This window comes from Stenotrophomonas sp. BIGb0135, assembly GCF_024810105.1.
GTDB classification, from domain to species: domain Bacteria; phylum Pseudomonadota; class Gammaproteobacteria; order Xanthomonadales; family Xanthomonadaceae; genus Stenotrophomonas; species Stenotrophomonas maltophilia_AB.
Genome location: NZ_JANUDX010000004.1, coordinates 329,974 through 346,767 on the forward strand (window position 1 = coordinate 329,974; position 16,794 = coordinate 346,767).

Sequence of the window (16,794 nt, forward strand, 5' to 3'; positions counted from 1 at the left end):
TTGTGCGCGATTCGGGGCGAGGTTGCCGGGCGTCGACTCCGTCGAGGGCGGCGCGCAACAGCCGTGGCGCCACACCATGCGTGGCGACTGTTTGCGATGCGCCCAAGCAAAAAAAACCGGCGACCCGAAGGCCGCCGGCGAAAGTACAACGTCTCTCTCTCTCGTTTCTTGTTTCTGTCGGTGCCGGGCAACGCCCGGCACCAAGCGGTGGCGGCGATCAGGCCTCGTAGGCCGATTCGCCATGCGAGGTGACATCCAGGCCGGTGCGTTCCGCTTCTTCGGTGACGCGCAGGCCGAACACCATGCGCACCACCAGCAGGATCACCGCGGTAACCACGGCGCACCAGACGATGGTGAAGCCGACGCTGACCAGCTGCACCCAGACCTGGTGGCCGATGTCCAGGTCGGCCTTGGTGCCGCCCAGCGACTGTGCGCTGAACACACCGGTGAGCAGCGCGCCGACGATGCCGCCGATGCCATGCACGCCGAACACGTCGGCGGTGTCGTCCACGCGCAGCAGGCGCTTGAGGCCGGTCACGCCCCACACGCAGACCACGCCGGCCACCAGGCCGATCACGATCGCGCCGAGCGGGCCGACGGTGCCGCAGGCCGGGGTGATGCCGACCAGGCCGGCGACGGCGCCGGATGCCGCGCCCAGGGCCGAGGGCTTGCCCTTGCTGACCGCTTCGACCAGGGTCCAGCCCAGCACTGCGGCGGCAGTGGCGAGGATGGTGTTGATGAAGGCCAGCGAGGCGACGGTGTCGGCGGCGGCGGCCGAGCCGGCGTTGAAGCCGAACCAGCCCACCCACAGCAGCATCGCGCCGATGTAGGTGAACGGCACGTTGTGCGGCTTCAGCGCGGTCTGTCCATAACCAATCCGCTTGCCGACGAAGTACGCGCCGACCAGACCGGCCACGCCCGCGTTGATGTGCACGACGGTGCCACCGGCGAAATCGATCGCGCCCATCTCACCCAGGTAGCCGCCGCCCCACACGATGTGGGCCATCGGGATGTAGCTCAGGGTGAACCACAGCGCCGAGAACAGCAGGACCGCCTTGAACTTGATGCGCTCGGCGAACGCACCGACGATCAGCGCGGTGGTGATGCCGGCGAAGGTGGACTGGAAGGCGACGAACAGGTAGTCGGGCAGGCCCTTGATCGGCGTGTTGCCGACCGAATCCGGGCTGAAGCCCTTGAGGAAGGCGAACTCGGTGAATGAACCGAAGAAGGCGTTGCCTTCGCTGAACACCGCGCTGTAGCCGTAGGCCACCCACAGGATCAGGATCAGCGAGAACACCACCAGGATCTGGCTGAGGATGGACAGCACGTTCTTGGAGCGCACCAGGCCGCCGTAGAACAGGGCCAGACCCGGCACCACCATCAGCAGCACCAGCAGGGTGGAGGTGAGCATCCAGGCCACGTCGCCGTGGTCGAAGGTGGGTGCGGCTGCGGCGGCTTCAACGGCCGCTGCCGGTGCCGGGGTCGCGGCGGGCAGCGGCTCGACGGCGACGGTTTCCGACGGCGCCGGGGTGACCTGGGCCTGGGCGTGCGCGCTGCCGGAGAACGCGCCAACGGCCAGCGCGCTGATCAGCATCATCAGGCACACGGCATGGAACCGGGCTTGCCACCCGGTGAACAAAGAGGTCTTCATTGTGGGCTCCGAGTGGGGTTAGAGCGCGTCAGCGCCGATTTCGCCGGTGCGGATGCGAACGACCTGTTCGACCGCGGTCACGAAGATCTTGCCGTCACCGATCTTGCCGGTGCCGGCCGCGTTCTGGATCGCCTCGACCACCGCGTCCAGGCGGTCGTCGGTGACCACGGTTTCGATCTTGATCTTCGGCAGGAAATCCACGACGTACTCCGCGCCGCGATACAACTCGGTGTGGCCCTTCTGGCGGCCGAAGCCTTTCACTTCGGTCACGGTGATGCCCGACACGCCCGCATCGGAGAGGGCCTCGCGGACCTCGTCGAGCTTGAACGGTCGGATGATGGCGGAGATCAATTTCATGCGCATGTCCCGATGGTGGATGGAACCGGCGATCGCTTGCTGGCCGGTGTCAGGTCAGCGGGCGGCCACTTGCACATGGCCGCCCACTGGTGCGCCGAACGTTGCATGGGCCTCGCCAATGCCGCCGCCCCGTGGGCGGTGGCGCTGGTGACGCGGGAGGGAGGATGGGCCCATGGCACGCGTCCGGTCTCTCTTGCCCCTGGTGGTGCAGCGGACCAACGGTCCGCTCTACACATGCAGCGGACCAACGGTCCGCTTTTTTTTCCATGCAGCGGACCAACGGTCCGCTCTACAGCATGGTTGCCTTGCCGGCTCCCCAGCCGACAAAGCGGCGACGATGACGAAGGTGGGAGGGAGGTCCTTCGTCATCGTCGCCTGTTGCTCAGTTGGCGTAGTACATCTGGTACTCGAGCGGGTGGGTGGCGGCGCGGAAGCGGGTCACTTCCTGCATCTTCAGCGCGATGTAGCCATCAATGAAGTCGTCGCTCATCACGCCACCGGCCTTGAGGAACTCGCGGTCCTTGTCCAGCGCTTCCAGGGCCTGGTCCAGCGAGGAGCAGACCTGCGGGATCAGCTTCTCTTCTTCCGGCGGCAGGTCGTACAGGTCCTTGTCGCTCGGCGCGCCCGGATCGATCTGGTTCTTGATGCCGTCCAGGCCGGCCATCATCAGCACGGTGAAGGTGAGGTAGCCGGACTGGATCGGATCGGGGAAGCGCATTTCGATGCGGCGTGCCTTCGGGTTGGACACCCACGGAATGCGGCACGAGGCCGAGCGGTTGCGGGCCGAGTAGGCCAGCATGACCGGGGCTTCAAAGCCAGGGACCAGGCGCTTGTAGCTGTTGGTGCCGGAGTTGGCGAAGGCGTTGATGGCCTTGGCGTGCTTGAAGATGCCGCCGATGTACCACAGCGCCAGCTGGCTCAGGCCGCCGTAGCCGTCGCCGGAGAACAGGTTGGTGCCGCCCTTGGACAGCGACTGGTGCACGTGCATGCCGCTGCCGTTGTCGCCGACGATCGGCTTGGGCATGAAGGTGGCGGTCTTGCCGTTGCGGTGGGCGACGTTCTTGATGACGTGCTTCATGCGCAGCAGTTCGTCGGCCTTCTGCACCAGGGTGCTGAACTTGGTGCCGATTTCGCACTGGCCGGCGGTGGCCACTTCGTGGTGCTGCACCTCGACTTCGATGCCGACCTGTTCCAGGGTCTTGCACATTTCAGCGCGCAGGTCGTGCAGCGAGTCGGTCGGCGGGACCGGGAAGTAGCCGCCCTTCACGGCCGGGCGATAGCCGCTGTTGGCGCCGTCGAACTTGTCGCCGGTGCTCCAGGCCGCTTCTTCGGAATCGATCTTGAAGAAGGTGTTGCCCATGTCGTTGGCGAAGCGGACCGAGTCGAAGATGAAGAACTCCGGCTCCGGGCCGAAGAAGGCCTGTTCGGCGATGCCGGAGGACTTCAGGTAGGCCTCGGCGCGCTTGGCGATGCCGCGCGGGCAGCGGCCGTACGGCTGCATGGTGGCCGGGTCGAGGATGTCGCAGCTGATGACCAGGGTCGGGTCGGCGTAGAACGGGTCGATGTAGGCGCTGGCCGGGTCCGGGAGCAGGACCATGTCCGATTCGTTGATGCCCTTCCAACCGGCGATGGAGCTGCCATCGAACATCTTGCCTTCTTCGAACAGGGACGGCTCGACGATGCTCACCGGGAAGGTGACGTGCTGTTCGATACCGCGCATGTCGACGAAACGCAGGTCGATGAACTCGATCTGGTTGTCCTTGATCAGCTTCTCAACGTTTTCCACGGACATCGGTGAAACCCTCGGATGGATGATTGCGTGGAATAGATAGAGCAATCGCCGTGCCAACTTTTGAGGCTTCACAAGTCGTTGATTTCACTGCACGTGCACCGCACTGGCGCCTGAACGGTGCGCACCACGATGGTGCAACGGCCGCACCACGCACACATTTGGTGCGGCGTTTGATGTTTTATGCTCTACGCCGATTTCACCCATTCCGAGCCCCAACCGCCGATGTCCGACCTGCTCTCCGCCCTCCTGCTGGGCATCCTCGAAGGCCTCACCGAATTCCTGCCGATCTCCAGCACCGGCCACCTGCTGATCGCCCAGCACTGGCTGGGCGCGCGCTCCGACTTCTTCAACATCGTGATCCAGGCCGGCGCGATCCTGGCCATCACCCTGGTGTTCCGCCAGCGCCTGTGGTCATTGGCCACCGGCCTGCACGAGCGCGCCAACCGCGACTACGTGATGAAGCTGGGCACCGCCTTCCTGGTCACCGCGATCGTCGGCCTGCCGGTGCGCCTGGCCGGCTGGGAACTGCCCGAGACGGTCACGCCGGTGGCGTGGGCGCTGATCATCGGCGGCCTCTGGATGATCCTGGTGGAGACCTACAGCGCGCGCCTGCCCGACCGCGACGAAGTGACCTGGAAGGTGGCGATCCTGGTCGGCCTGGCGCAGGTGGTGGCGGGCGTGTTCCCCGGCACCTCGCGCTCGGCGGCGGCGATCTTCATCGCGATGCTGTTCGGCCTGAGCCGGCGCGCGGCGGCCACCGAGTTCGTGTTCCTGGTCGGCATCCCGACCATGTTCGCTGCCAGCGCCTATGCGTTCCTGGAACTGGCCAAGGACGGCAAGCTGGCCAGCGAGAACTGGACCGACGTGGGCGTGGCCTTCGTTGCCGCGGTCATCACCGGGTTCGTCGTAGTGAAGTGGCTGCTGGGCTACATCAAGTCGCACCGGTTCACCGCGTTTGCGTTCTATCGCATCGCGCTCGGTGCGGCCCTGCTGCTGTGGTTGCCTGCTGGCAACTGAACGCGACCGGCGCGCGCCAACCCCGTTTCACGTTGCACCCCGTTTTTCCACGGGTTCCCAAGGAGATGTCCATGAAACGCACCCGCACCCTGATGCTGATCCTGCCGCTGGCCCTGATGGCCGCCTGCAGCAACCCCTCCACCCCGGCCCCCGCCGGTACCGGTGGCGATGACCTGGCGCCGGCTCCGACCGCCGCCGCCGACGCCAAGGCCGTGGAGAAGCTGGACATGCAGCGCCTGCAGGGCAACCACTGGCTGCTGGACAGCGCCACCGATGCAAGCGGCAAGCGCGTGGATGCGCTGTTCGCGCGCGCCGACAAGCCGGTCACGCTGGACTTCAAGGACGGCCGCCTGTCGGTGGGCAACACCTGCAACCGCATGGGCGGCGGCTACACGCTGGCCGATGGCACGCTGACCGTCACGCCGATGGCCTCGACCATGATGGCCTGCACCGACAAGGCGCTGATGGCGCTGGACCAGGCCGTGGGTTCGCGGCTGGAGGGCGCGCTCAAGGCCGAACTGGCTGGCCAGGGCCAGCTGACCCTGCGCACCGCCACCGGTGACGTGCTGGTGTTCACCCCCGAGCCGACCGCCGAAACCCGCTACGGCGGTGAAGGCGAGACGGTATTCCTCGAGGTGGCCGCGCAGACCAAGCCGTGCTCGCACCCGATGATCCCGAACATGCAGTGCCTGCAGACCCGCGAAGTGAAATTCGACGACAAGGGCCTCAAACAGGGCACGCCGGGCGCGTTCGAGAATTTCTACGGCACGATCGAGGGCTACACCCACGAAGATGGCGTGCGCAACGTGGTGCGCGTGAAGCGCTACACGATCGCCAACCCGCCGGCCGATGGCTCGTCGCTGGCGTACGTGCTGGACATGGTGGTCGAGTCGGAACAGAAGTAACCGCGGAGTACCGGCCGTTGGCCGGTCCGCGGCCGGGGCGGCACGCACGCACCGCAGACGACGAAGGGCGGCCCATGGGCCGCCCTTCTTCATGACCGGGTAGTGCCGGCAGACCGGCCTGCACCGGCGTCTGCCGGATCGCCGATCAGGCCAGCGCCGGGTTCAGCGTGTAGGTGCCGTGCAGCGTCGCTTCGGCCAGTACGTGGCCGTGCATCGCACGGTGCACGTCGGCCGCGGTGAACGGCGTGGGCAGGTCCAGCTGCGCCACGTCGAGGGCGAACACGCGGAAGAAATAGCGGTGCACGCGTTCGTCGTTGAACGGCGGGTACGGGCCGTCATAGCCGAGGTACTGGCCGGCCATGTCCGGATTGCCGGCGAACCAGCCGGTGAAGTCGTTCAGGCCCTGGCGCGCGCCCGCCGGTCCGGCCGGTGCGGTTTTGCCCTTGACCGTGAAGCCTTCGCTGCAGCTGCCCGCGGCGATGGCATGGACGCTGGCCGGGATATCGGCCATCGCCCAGTGGACGAAATCAGCGCGCGGCTGGTCGCGCGGTACGCTGCAATCGTGGCGACCGACCGTGTCCGGCACGGTCGGCACGTCCGGATCGACGCACAGCAGGGCGAACGAACGGGTGCCCTCGGGCACCTCGCTCCAGGCCAGCTGCGGGTTGCGGTTGGCGGCGAAGCCGTTGGCGTCGCCGGCGGCGAACTCGGCCGCGATCGGCTGGCCGGCGTGGATGCTGGTGCTGCTCAGGCGCATGGGGGGTCCTTACTGTTCGGGATAGCCAAGACGGACGGCGACGGGGGTCAGCAGCGCGAACGCCGGTGCCATCAGCTCGCGATACTGGCGCCATTCCCCGCTGGGCATGCGTGGCGGCCCCAGCGAGGGCGCCGGCGGGAAGCGCGTGCCGAACAGGTGGCCGAGGTGCGCGGCCATCACTGCCGGGTCGTTGCCGATGTCATCGATGCGCACCAGCGCGTGCGGGTACAGATCCTGTTCGTGCAGCGTGGCCACCTGGGCCAGCGAACGTGCCAGCCATTCGGCGGCCTCGTCGATGGAGGTGACCGCCAGCGGGGCAGGCGCGCCGTTGGCCAGCCAGTGCAGCAGCATGTCGCGCGGGTCGCGCAGCACCACCAGCAGGCGCCCTTCGGGCAACTGCGGGCGCAGCGCCCACAGCAGCGCGTTGTCCCACCACAGCAGCCAGTCGATCAGGTTGGCGTCGGCCAGGCCACGCGCCGGCAACTGCTCGCGCCACTGCTCCACCAGCCGTTCGGGGCTGAGCTTGCCGGTCGAGAGGTCCTGCAGGGTGTGGTAGCTCTGGAAGGCATCGTCGGGCGGGTTGGGGCCGAAGCGGTCGCCACGCAGCACCGGGCTGGCCGCCGCGATCGCGGCGATCACCCGTTCCACGCCGGAGCCGGGGGCGCCCCAGACGAACATCGGGCGGGCGGTATTGGCCTCGCTGATGCTGCCCAGGTCGGGCCAGGTCAGCGGTGCCTTGGCCTGCGGCGGCAGCGGCAGGCGCTGGCCGGCCTCGGCCACGTGCAGGCCGACCCAGCTGCGCAGGGCGTCGGCGTGCTGGCCGGCTTCGTGCTGCACCGAGCCCAGCCACGCACGCAGGGTGCCCTTGGCGTCGTCATGCGCGGCGTCATGGATGGCCTGCACATGCGCCACCGCCGCGGCGGGATCACGCGCCAGCAGGGCATCGACAATGCGCGTCTCGCCACTGGCGCGGCCCGGCTCGATCGCCACGATGCGGCGCGCCACGGCTTCGGCGGCGTCGTTCTCGCCGGCCATGTCGTGCAGGCGCATGCGCGTTTCCATCGCCGGCAGGTGCGCGGGCATGGCCTGCAGCCAACGCTCGGCCACCGCCACCGCGTCGGCACTGCCCACCGTTTCGATGGACAGGCGCGCCAGCCACAGGTCGTGCAGCTGCGGGTGGGTCTCCAGCACCGCATCGAGGGTGTCGCGGGCCTGCTGCTCGCGGCCCAGGCGCTGCCAGGCCATCAGCAGCAGCTGCAGGGTCTGTCGGTCGGCGGGGCTCTGCTCCAGCAGCGGCAGCAGGTGTTCCAGGGCCTGCAACGGCTGCCCGGACTGCAATTCCAGCTCGCCGGCCAGGCGGCGCATCGCCGGGGTGTCACCCTCGGCAGAGGCCAGGATCTGGCGCATGGTCGCCGCCGCGCCGTCGATGTTGCCCTGGCGCACCTGCAACTGGACCAGCAGGCCAAACAGCGAGGTCAGCGCCGGATTGAGGTCGAGCACGCGGCGGAACGCCTGCTCGGCGAAGGCCAGCATCTCCTTGCCCAGGTAGGCAAAGCCCAGTGCGTACAGCACGCGCGCGTCGTTGGGCAGCGCCTGTGCGGCCGCCGACAACAGCGCCACCGCACGGTCGCCCTCGCCACGGCGCAGCGCGATCATGCCGTTGAGGGCGGCCAGCTCGGGGTGGTCCGGCTCGACCCGGCTGGCGGTGCGGGTGACCCGCTCGGCCTCGTCCACGTCGTTGCGGGCCAGCGCCATGTGCGCCTGCATCAGGTAAGCGGCCAACGCGTTGGGGTTCAGCGTGGCGGTGCGGTCCAGCGCCGAGTCGGCGGCGTCGAACTGGCGCAGGGCCAGCAGCAGGCCGGCATGCTGCAAGTGCAGGTCCGGGTTTTCCGGGGCCAGTGCCAGCGCCTGCTGGAGGCTGTCCAGGGCCGCATCGAACTGGCCCTGCTGCTGCAGCGATAGGGCCAGCCAGCGGTGCGCCTGCGGCTGCTCCGGCTCGGCCTGGATCCACTCGCGGGCCAGCTGCGCGGCGTCGTCGGCCGCGTTGCGGCGCAGGGCTTGGAGAATCTTGTCTTGCATGACGGTCCAGCGTGGGGTCAAACCCCGATTGTAGAACACGCCTACGGCGATCACCCGTGCGCCGCGCCGCGCCCGGCGGGCCGCCGCCGGGCCGGCTCAGCGCAGGGCTTCGATGCGCAGCCGCTGGGCCACCCAGCGCTCGGAGAAACCGTCGCCGCGCCAGTTTTCCAGGAAGCCGCAATGGCCGCCCCACGGGGCGATCTCCAGGTGGGCGTGGGCCGGCAGCCCCCAGCCGTTGAAGGTGGCGAAGGGAATCACCGGGTCGTCCTTGGCCATCAGGATGTCCGCCGGCACGGCCAGCTCGGCCAGGCGGTCGCCGGCGATGGAATAGCCGTCGAAGTACGCCTGCAGCGAGCCGAAGTCGGTGTGGTGTTCGACCAGCCAGGCGGTCAGCGCGCGGATGTCCAGCTTGAGCACGCGGTCGTCCCAGTCGCTCAGCTCGGGGAACAGGTCGCGCTTGCGGCGCAGCGAGCCGGCCCACTTGCGGCGGAAGTACCAGTCGTACATCGCCGGACCGTTCTCGATGCTCTCCATGGTGATGGCCGGATCGAGCACCGGGCACACCGAGGCGACCCGGCGCAGCGGCACCCCGGCAGAGGGCGCCCGCAATGCCAGACGCAGCACGAAGTTGCCGCCCAGCGAGTAACCGGCCGCCACCAGCGGCAGTTGCGGCCAGCGCAGGGCGATGTCGCTGGCGGCGTGCACCACTTCATCGATGCGATTGGAATGGAAGATGCCGGGATTGAGGTGATGGGTATTGCCGTGGTCGCGGAAATTCAGCCGCACCACGTCAAAGCCTTCCTCGAGCATGCGCGCGGCGGTCATGCGCATGTAGCTGGACTCGGCACTGCCTTCCCAGCCGTGCAGCAGCAGCGCCATGCCGATCGGCTCGCGGCCTTCCACGTGGCTGTGCCAGCCCTGCAGGCGCACGCCCTGGCCACCGTCCAGGATCAGTTCCTCGGTGACCGCGCCGGTGGCGGCAAGCAGCATCAGCCCACGCTGCATGCGCATGCGGCTGGAGCTGAGCATCGACTGCAGGTGCGGATTGCGCAGCCAACGCGGGGGTTGATAGTCGGCAGCGGTCAACATGGGCGGCAGACTGCTCCCGATGGCGACGCCGGCGCGTGAAGGGCCGCCATGCACTATTCGGCGGACATCGCCGCCAGGATGCGCGCGCGCGAGGTTTCGGCGATGCGGCGACGGCCTTCCAGGTCATGGGTCCCGATCGGCGCCAGGAAATGCACCTCGGCGCGACGCGCCGGTTCTCCCAGCAGGCGCAGGAAGTTGGCGAAGAAACTCTCCTTCGGACCAAAGGCGACGATGGTCTGGGCGTCACCGCGCCAGCCGTAGCGCAGCGCCACCGGCTGCACCGGGACCTGGGCTTCGACGGCGGCCTGGAAGATGCGCGCATGGAACGGGCCGACGTCGTGGCCGCCGCGGGTGCGTCCTTCCGGGAACACGCCCACGGCCTTGCCCTCGCGCAGGCGCACGACCATTTCCTGCATCACCCCACCGAGCGATTCGGTGCTGCCGCGCTGGTGGAAGATGGTCTGGCCGCGCGCGGCCAACCAGCCCACCACGGGCCAGCCGGCGATTTCGCGCTTGGCGACGAAGCCCATCATGCGCTGGCTGTGCAGCACCGAGATGTCCACCCAGCTGACGTGATTGGCCACGAACAGCACGGCACCCGGCAGTGGCGTGCCGATCCGCTGCAGGCGGAAGCCGAAGATCCACATCAGCCCGCCGGACCATGCGTTGACCGCGGCATGCTCGAACAGGCGCGTGCCCACGCGCATGCGTCCCCATGGCGGGAGCATGGCGATCAGCAGCATCGGCAGGAACAGCAACAGGTGGACCAGCAGCAGCGGTACGCGGTACAGATAACGGCACACACGCGCCACGCCGCCACGTGAGGCCGGGGTGGGGGAATTCATCCGCGAACGATACCGGAGCGCCGCGGGGTCTGCCAGCGCGAACCGGACAAATCGATGGCGCGGGCGGGCCAGCCACCGCAGGGGGTCAAGCCACTGCCCGTGCCTGGCACAGCGCGTCAGCCGACTGTGCGCCGGCGCACTGTGCCGACCGGCGCAACACAGCATCCGCGGCGTAGTGCGCTCAGGCCGGGGCGACCGCCGGCACGACCGCCAGGGTCAGCCGCGAGGTGCACACCAGGCGGCCACCCTCATCTTCGATGCGGATGTCCCAGACGTGGGTGCTGCGGCCCACGTGGATGGCACGTGCCGTGCCGGTGACCACGCCGCCACGCACCGCGCGGATGTGGTTGGCGTTGATTTCCAGGCCCACGCAGACCTGCCGGGTGGTGTCCACGCACAGGTTGCCGGCACTGCTGCCGAGGGTTTCGGCCAGCACCACCGAGGCGCCGCCATGCAGGATGCCGTAGGGCTGGCGGGTGCGTTCGTCGACCGGCATGGTCGCGCTGACCCAGTCCTCGCCGGCCGCGGTGAAGACGATGCCCAGATGGTCGATCAGGGTGGTGCGGCTGAGTGCGTTGAGTGCCTCGATCGACACCGCTTCGCGGAATACCTGGGCCATGCGGCGTCTCCGTGCGACGAAAGGAATTACAGGATCGGCACCAGGCCGGCGCCGAAGGCGGTGAGCATGCGCACCAGCAGCCACTTCGGGCCGACGTTGACCTCGGGGAAGTCACCGACCGAGACGTAGCAGGTGTGGAAGTCCTTGTCCTGGCGACGCAACGGCTCGGGGCAGTTCGGCCCGGGCTGGAACTCGTAATCGGTGGCGTAACGCCACGGCCAGAAATCCAGCACCGGCAAAGCCTCGGAGGCCTTGCCGACGCTGTAGTTGAGGCCCGACAGCACCGGCGGCTTGGTGCGCGGGGCCACCGTCCAGGAGTTCTGCGGGTGGATGTCGCGCAGGATGCTCTGGGCCAGCGCCTCGGCGAAGACCGGGTCGTCGATGATCACCGCGCCTTCGGTGTTGTAGTTCTCGCTGCGCGGGTCGAAGTTGTGCGTGCCGATCACGCCGATACGCCGATCGACCACCATCGACTTGGCGTGCAGGCCCATGCGCGCGCCGGTGCGGGTGACCGGCAGCGGCTTGTTGACGGCCTTGGTGCCCAGGAACGAGGGCCGGGTTTCGGCACGCAGCACGCGCCGTTCGACCACGCTGCCATCGGTGCGGCGGCGTGCGGCCGGGCCCGGCGTGGGCTGGCGCCGGGGCGGGTCGGCGGCGGTATCGGTATCGGCATCGACGCTGGCCGGCCGCATCGCGGCGCCGGCATCGGCACTGCGACGGCTGCCGCCACTGGCGCTGCCGCGTGCATTGCTGCCGGCCGCGCTCCCGCCGATCAGGCTGTTGCGCTTGCCGTCCGGGGGCGGTGCGTCGCCGAGCGGCGCCGGCAGCAGGTTGCGATAGTCGACCGGCGCATCCAGCGGGAACGGCTTGAACTCGTACAGGTTGAAGCCAAGCTCGCGCATGTTGCGGCGCTTGTACTTGTAGGACAGCGCGTAGACGATCGGGTTGTCGGTGGCCGCCAGGCTGTTGGTGGACACCACGATGCGCGGCGCCTGTTCGCGCTTGCGCAGGTCGCCGAACAGCTTGCGCGCCGGCTTGGACAGCACCAGATACGGGGTCTGCAGCAACACTTCGCTCTGCGCACTGGCGATCAGCGCATCCAGCTGCGGCTCGGTCACGTGCTGGCCATTGGCCGGCTGGCTGGCGCGCTCGCGCCGGTGCTTGCGCGGCAGGTCGGCCACGTAGCGCACCGAGGCCACCGGCAAGGCGGTGTCGACGAAGGCACGGGTGATGTAGGCCGGATCGCTGGCCTCCGCGCTGACCCGCTCCACCCGTTCGGGATGGCGGTAGGCGGTGGCGGGCATCTGCGGGGCGCCCTGGTCCAGGAGGGTGCGGCCGACATCGTTGAGGCGTTCGGCCGGGACGCTGCGCGGGGCGCGCCAGAACGCGTCGAAGTTGGTGGCCATCTCGCGCACTTCCGGGCCAGCCACCAGCACGTCGCGGTCGCGGAAGTTGTACTCGCTGTCCCAGTCGTAATAGTCGTCCTGGTAGTTGCGCCCGCCGACCACGCCCAGCGCGTCGTCGATCACCAGCAGCTTGTTGTGCATGCGCTGGTTGAAGCGGCGGAAGCAGCAGAGCACGCTGCCGGCGTAATCGAAATAGTTCAGCCGCGCCTTGCCGAAGGTCGGGTTGTACACGCGCAGCTCGAAGTTCTGGTGGCTGCTGGCCAGCGCGCCGAGGATCTGCAGGTCGGAGATGGCCGAGAGCTGGTCGATCAGCACGCGCACCTTGACCCCGCGCCGGGCGGCGGCGAGCAGTTCGTCCAGCACCAGCCGGGCGCTGTCGTCCTTGTCGAAGATGTAGGTCTGCAGGTCGATGCTGCGGGTGGCGCTGCGGATCAGGTTGAGCCGGGCGACCAGCGACACCTCGCCCTCATCGATGATGGTGGCGTAGTGGCGCGGGGCGGCCTCGGTCGATTCGGAGAAGGCCTTGCCGCCGAGCGCGCGCAGCGGCGAGTCCAGGGCGCAGCGGTCCGGCTGGGTGCAGTCGACCACGCTCGAACGTGCCTGCACGGCGATGCCGGCGGCACGGTCGCGCTGTGCATTGGACAGCGACGCACAGCCGCCGACCAGCAACAGCGTTGCCAGCATCACCACACGCATCAATGGGGTCACGGTTTGGGCGCCTCGCTCAGACGCGCTCGCAGTACAAAGGTCACTCGATCACTCAATGCTAGTTGCCAGCTGTCCATTCCATACCGGCCACGCTGCACGGTACCGCGGCTGACGACATCGCAATCATACCCGGCCCGGGGGCACTCCGCCGGCTCCACCCGCAGGGTCTCGGGGTGGCTGACGCCGCGCAGGATCAACCGGCCCTGGACCCCGCCGCCCTTGTCCACCACCTCGGGCAGATAGGGAACCGAGTCGAACTCGACCACCGGGTAGCGGGCCGAATCGAAGAATTCCTCCCCGCGCATCCAGCCGGTGTAGCGGTTCTTGCCGGGGATCTCGACGTAGCGGGTGAACATCCGCAGGTGGACCTGGTGGCGGCCATCGGACAGCACCTCGATGCGTCCCTCGAAACGCGGGAACACCCCTTCGATGCGTTGCCCGAGCCGGGTGCGGATCTCGAAACCGAAGCGCGAACGCGCGGTATCGAACTCCAGCACCTGGCGCGGGACCCCAGCCGGGGCCGGGACCGGCGGTTCAGCGCAGGCCGCGTAGGACGCCAGCGCCAGCAGGCCGCCCAGCAGCGCGCGCACTACCGTCATGGGCTACGGCCACCAGAAGGCGGTCAGGCTGGCCACGCCGGGTTCGATGCTGGCCTCGCGGTCAAAGGCCAGCACGGCGATGCCACCGGGCGGCATGCCGCGGTAGTCGCTGCTGGTGCCTTCGCTCAGCAGCGCCACCAGCTGTTCCAGGCCCGGGTTGTGCCCGACCACCAGCAGCCGGTCGACATCGCTCCGGGCCTCGATCAGGCCCATCAAGGTGCCCGGGGTGGCGTCGTAGACGCCATCTTCCAGGCGCTTTTCGACGAAGCCGGTGATGCCCAGCACGGCCTCCAGGGTTTCGCGGGTCCGCCGCGACGGCGAACACAGCACGCAGTCGGGCAGCAGGTTGTTCTCCTTCAGCCAGCGGCCGGCCGCTTCCGCTTCGGCCAGGCCGATCGGGGACAGCGGGCGGTCAAGGTCAGCCTGGCCGGTACCGGCGGCTTCGGCGTGGGCATGGCGCAGCAGGATCAGTTCTCGCATAAAGGCTCTCTTCCGGATCAGGCTTTCTTCAGCCACTTCAACAGTGGCTCCCAGTCACTCTGGTGCTCGCGCACCTGCGCGGAGCGGTAATCGAACAGGCTGCGTCCCAGCCCGACCATCACCACGTAACTCTGGCTGTCGCGCAGTTGGGCGACAACGTCATAGGGCCATTCGGCCAGCATCTGGATGGCCTGCTGGGAGGTCTGGGTCCAGGGCTTGGTGCGGTTGAGCACCAGCCCGACCGGCAGCGCGCGGCGGTGCACGCGGGGCACCTTGGACAGGCTGTTGAGGAAGCCGACGATGGCTTCGATATCCAGCGCCGACGGCAGCACGGGCACCACCACGGCATCGGCAACATCGAGGAAGTGGCCCAGATCGTCGGCCAATGCGCCAGCGGGGGCGTCGATGATGACCTCGTCGGTACCATCGGGAATCAGCTTCTCCCAGGCTTTCTTGCGGTACACGTCGATCGGCAGCACCGCGCTTTCCAGCATCGAGCGGCGCTGCGCCCAGCGGGTGCTGGAGCCCTGCGGATCGGCGTCGGCCAGTACGGTCCGTTTGCCGTCCAATGCGGCATGCGCCGCCAGGTGGGTGGCGACGGTGGTCTTGCCCACCCCACCCTTGGAACCGGCTACCAGGATCGTCTTCATGCCAGCCTCGCTTCCGGGGAACGTCGTCGCAGCGTACACCGCCGTCCGTGACGGAGATAGTCGCGCGGCTGAACCCCTGTGCGGGCCGTCGCTTTGCTATCGTGCGCGATCCAAAGGATTGCAAGCCGGCATGAGCGAGTTACAGGACCTGAGTGCGCTGATTCGCGCCAATACCCCGCTGATCATCATCGAGACCCAGGACGAGGGTCGCATCGTGGAGCTGTTCCGGCAGACCTTGATGCATGTCTGGCGCGCCCTGCACCGCTGGTCGATCACCGAAGGCCTGCGCCGCATCGACATGGACCGCGAGGATGACGCGGTCGGCCCGCCCGATGCCAGCGCGGCGCTGCAGATGATCCGCCAGGCCGAGCAGCGCGGGATCTACCTGCTGCTCGATTTCCACCCTTACCTTGGCTATGCCAGCCACCAGCGCGCGCTGCGCGACCTGATCCAGCGCCGCCACTGCCAGGCCCACGTGCTGGTGCTGATCGGGGCCAAGGTGGAACTGCCGGCCGAGCTGGAGGCGCTGGCCACCCGCTTCAACCCGCGCCTGCCCGACCTCAACGCGCTGCTGAAGATGCTGCGCGAGGAGGCCGAGGCCTACGCCCGCGAGAACGGCGGGCGCCGGGTCGAGGTGGACAACGAAGCGGTCCAGAAGATCCTGCACAACCTGCGCGGCCTGAGCATGGTCGACGCACGGCGGATCGGCCGCCAGCTGATCTTCGCCGATGGCGCGCTCAGCCAGGACGACCTGCCGCAGCTGGCCCGGCTCAAGTTCGAGCTGCTCAACCGCGCCGGCCACCTGCATTACGAGTACGACACCACCCGCTTTGCCGACGTGGCCGGCGCCAACCGCCTCAAGCGCTGGGTCAACCAGCGCCGGCCGATCTTCCTCGGCGGCCAGGGCCCGGCCGGGCTGGACCCGCCCAAGGGCATGCTGCTGCTGGGCGTGCAGGGCTGCGGCAAGTCGATGCTGGCCAAGGCCACCGCGGCCGGGTTCGGGGTGCCGCTGCTGCGGCTGGACTTCGGCAGCCTGTATGACAAGTACCACGGCGAGACCGAGAAGAACCTGCGCGAGGCCCTGGCCTCGGCCGAGCAGCTGGCCCCGTGCGTACTGTGGATCGACGAGATCGAGAAGGGCCTGGCCAGCGGGGGCGAGGACGGCGGGGTGTCGCGGCGCGTGCTGGGCCACCTGCTGACCTGGCTGGCCGAGCGCAAGGGCACGGTGTTCATCGTGGCCACCGCCAACCAGGTGCACGAACTGCCGGCCGAACTGCTGCGCAAAGGCCGTTTCGACGAGATCTTCTTCATCGACCTGCCCGACGCCAATACCCGGGTGGAACTGCTGCGCCTGCACCTGGGCCGGCGCCAGCTCAATGCCGACGACTTCGCGCTGCCGGCGCTGGCCGCGGCCAGCGAGGGCTTCTCCGGCGCGGAGATTGAACAGGCGGTGGTGGCCGGGCTGTACGCGGCGCACGCCGAGACGCGGGTGCTGGATACCGAGCTGCTGATGACCGAGATCCGCAGCAGCCGGCCGTTGTCCGTGCTGATGGCCGAGCAGGTCAACGCGCTGCGCGACTGGGCCCGTGGGCGCACCGTCAGCGCCGACGAGTAACGCCGATCGCCGGCGCGTAGAGCCGACCGTTGGTCGGCTGCTTCGTGGGTCGGCGGTGTCGGTGGCCCTGCATAGAGCAGCCGACCAACGGTCGGCTCTACCGGTTCTTGTGCGGTGTCGGTGGCCCTGGATAGAGCAGCCGACCAACGGTCGGCTCTACCGGTTCTTGTGCGGTGTCGGTGGCCCTGGATAGAGCAGCCGACCAACGGTCGGCTCTACCGGTTC

At 68.5% G+C, this 16,794-nt stretch carries 15 protein-coding genes; 3 read left to right on the forward strand and 12 right to left on the reverse strand.

The genetic code is table 11. The features are described 5' to 3' along the window. Positions 1–217 precede the first annotated feature (217 nt). The 3 genes from amt to glnA form a co-directional block, all read right to left on the reverse strand. Positions 218–1,651: an ammonium transporter gene (amt, locus tag M2421_RS12025; protein ID WP_259206894.1), complete on the reverse strand. Its 1,434-nt coding sequence runs from the start codon at positions 1,649–1,651 to the stop codon at positions 218–220. Between the two features lie 18 nt (positions 1,652–1,669). After that, positions 1,670–2,008: a P-II family nitrogen regulator gene (locus M2421_RS12030; protein ID WP_026070924.1), complete on the reverse strand. Its 339-nt coding sequence runs from the start codon at positions 2,006–2,008 to the stop codon at positions 1,670–1,672. A 382-nt stretch (positions 2,009–2,390) separates the two neighbouring features. After that, the gene (glnA, locus tag M2421_RS12035) at positions 2,391–3,800 is read right to left on the reverse strand and encodes a type I glutamate--ammonia ligase (RefSeq protein ID WP_259206899.1); all 1,410 of its coding nucleotides are present in this window, start codon (positions 3,798–3,800) and stop codon (positions 2,391–2,393) included. A gap of 222 nt (positions 3,801–4,022) precedes the next feature. On the opposite strand from glnA, the gene M2421_RS12040 reads away from it, so the two are divergent. Together M2421_RS12040 and M2421_RS12045 are read left to right on the forward strand one after the other, a co-directional pair. Next, positions 4,023–4,817: an undecaprenyl-diphosphate phosphatase gene (locus M2421_RS12040; protein ID WP_259206944.1), complete on the forward strand. Its 795-nt coding sequence runs from the start codon at positions 4,023–4,025 to the stop codon at positions 4,815–4,817. 71 nt (positions 4,818–4,888) lie between these two features. After that, a complete protein-coding gene (locus tag M2421_RS12045; protein WP_259206903.1) occupies positions 4,889–5,722 on the forward strand; it encodes an META and DUF4377 domain-containing protein in 834 nt (277 codons plus the stop codon). A gap of 145 nt (positions 5,723–5,867) precedes the next feature. Here the strand turns inward: M2421_RS12045 and M2421_RS12050 are convergent, their stop codons facing one another. From M2421_RS12050 to M2421_RS12090, 9 genes are all read right to left on the reverse strand, one after another. After that, positions 5,868–6,479 carry a YbhB/YbcL family Raf kinase inhibitor-like protein gene (locus M2421_RS12050; RefSeq protein ID WP_259206906.1) on the reverse strand — a complete coding sequence of 204 codons (612 nt, stop codon included), beginning with the start codon at positions 6,477–6,479 and terminating at the stop codon, positions 5,868–5,870. A 9-nt stretch (positions 6,480–6,488) separates the two neighbouring features. Further along, positions 6,489–8,558, reverse strand: a complete 2,070-nt coding sequence (locus tag M2421_RS12055) for a tetratricopeptide repeat protein (protein ID WP_259206908.1) — start codon at positions 8,556–8,558, stop codon at positions 6,489–6,491. 96 nt (positions 8,559–8,654) lie between these two features. Further along, positions 8,655–9,644, reverse strand: a complete 990-nt coding sequence (locus M2421_RS12060) for an alpha/beta fold hydrolase (protein WP_259206946.1) — start codon at positions 9,642–9,644, stop codon at positions 8,655–8,657. Positions 9,645–9,700: 56 nt separating this feature from the next. Further along, positions 9,701–10,492: a lysophospholipid acyltransferase family protein gene (locus tag M2421_RS12065; RefSeq protein ID WP_259206910.1), complete on the reverse strand. Its 792-nt coding sequence runs from the start codon at positions 10,490–10,492 to the stop codon at positions 9,701–9,703. 181 nt (positions 10,493–10,673) lie between these two features. Beyond that, on the reverse strand, positions 10,674–11,111 hold the full coding sequence (locus tag M2421_RS12070) for a hotdog fold thioesterase (protein ID WP_259206911.1): 438 nt from the start codon (positions 11,109–11,111) through the stop codon (positions 10,674–10,676). Positions 11,112–11,137: 26 nt separating this feature from the next. Beyond that, entirely contained in the window at positions 11,138–13,225 is a 2,088-nt protein-coding gene (locus tag M2421_RS12075) for a phospholipase D-like domain-containing protein (RefSeq protein WP_259206913.1), read from the reverse strand. After that, entirely contained in the window at positions 13,222–13,824 is a 603-nt protein-coding gene (locus M2421_RS12080; protein ID WP_259206915.1) for a YceI family protein, read from the reverse strand. The genes M2421_RS12075 and M2421_RS12080 overlap by 4 nt, the downstream gene beginning before the upstream one ends. Before the next feature lie 3 nt (positions 13,825–13,827). After that, positions 13,828–14,304 carry a histidine phosphatase family protein gene (locus M2421_RS12085; RefSeq protein ID WP_259206917.1) on the reverse strand — a complete coding sequence of 159 codons (477 nt, stop codon included), beginning with the start codon at positions 14,302–14,304 and terminating at the stop codon, positions 13,828–13,830. 17 nt (positions 14,305–14,321) lie between these two features. Next, positions 14,322–14,954: a ParA family protein gene (locus M2421_RS12090; RefSeq protein WP_259206919.1), complete on the reverse strand. Its 633-nt coding sequence runs from the start codon at positions 14,952–14,954 to the stop codon at positions 14,322–14,324. Between the two features lie 130 nt (positions 14,955–15,084). Here M2421_RS12090 and M2421_RS12095 point away from each other — a divergent pair, with 130 nt between their 5' ends. After that, positions 15,085–16,569, forward strand: coding sequence for an AAA family ATPase (locus M2421_RS12095; protein ID WP_259206921.1), 1,485 nt, complete (start codon positions 15,085–15,087; stop codon positions 16,567–16,569). Positions 16,570–16,794: the final 225 nt, after the last annotated feature.

Excerpts from the sequence above, each read along its gene's own strand:
- amt (WP_259206894.1), bottom strand. The coding sequence starts at position 1,651 with ATGAAGACCTCTTTGTTCACCGGGTGGCAAGCCCGGTTCCATGCCGTG.
- M2421_RS12030 (WP_026070924.1), bottom strand. The coding sequence starts at position 2,008 with ATGAAATTGATCTCCGCCATCATCCGACCGTTCAAGCTCGACGAGGTC.
- glnA (WP_259206899.1), bottom strand. The coding sequence starts at position 3,800 with ATGTCCGTGGAAAACGTTGAGAAGCTGATCAAGGACAACCAGATCGAG.
- M2421_RS12040 (WP_259206944.1), top strand. The coding sequence starts at position 4,023 with ATGTCCGACCTGCTCTCCGCCCTCCTGCTGGGCATCCTCGAAGGCCTC.
- M2421_RS12045 (WP_259206903.1), top strand. The coding sequence starts at position 4,889 with ATGAAACGCACCCGCACCCTGATGCTGATCCTGCCGCTGGCCCTGATG.
- M2421_RS12050 (WP_259206906.1), bottom strand. The coding sequence starts at position 6,479 with ATGCGCCTGAGCAGCACCAGCATCCACGCCGGCCAGCCGATCGCGGCC.
- M2421_RS12055 (WP_259206908.1), bottom strand. The coding sequence starts at position 8,558 with ATGCAAGACAAGATTCTCCAAGCCCTGCGCCGCAACGCGGCCGACGAC.
- M2421_RS12065 (WP_259206910.1), bottom strand. The coding sequence starts at position 10,492 with ATGAATTCCCCCACCCCGGCCTCACGTGGCGGCGTGGCGCGTGTGTGC.
- M2421_RS12070 (WP_259206911.1), bottom strand. The coding sequence starts at position 11,111 with ATGGCCCAGGTATTCCGCGAAGCGGTGTCGATCGAGGCACTCAACGCA.
- M2421_RS12080 (WP_259206915.1), bottom strand. The coding sequence starts at position 13,824 with ATGACGGTAGTGCGCGCGCTGCTGGGCGGCCTGCTGGCGCTGGCGTCC.
- M2421_RS12085 (WP_259206917.1), bottom strand. The coding sequence starts at position 14,304 with ATGCGAGAACTGATCCTGCTGCGCCATGCCCACGCCGAAGCCGCCGGT.
- M2421_RS12090 (WP_259206919.1), bottom strand. The coding sequence starts at position 14,954 with ATGAAGACGATCCTGGTAGCCGGTTCCAAGGGTGGGGTGGGCAAGACC.
- M2421_RS12095 (WP_259206921.1), top strand. The coding sequence starts at position 15,085 with ATGAGCGAGTTACAGGACCTGAGTGCGCTGATTCGCGCCAATACCCCG.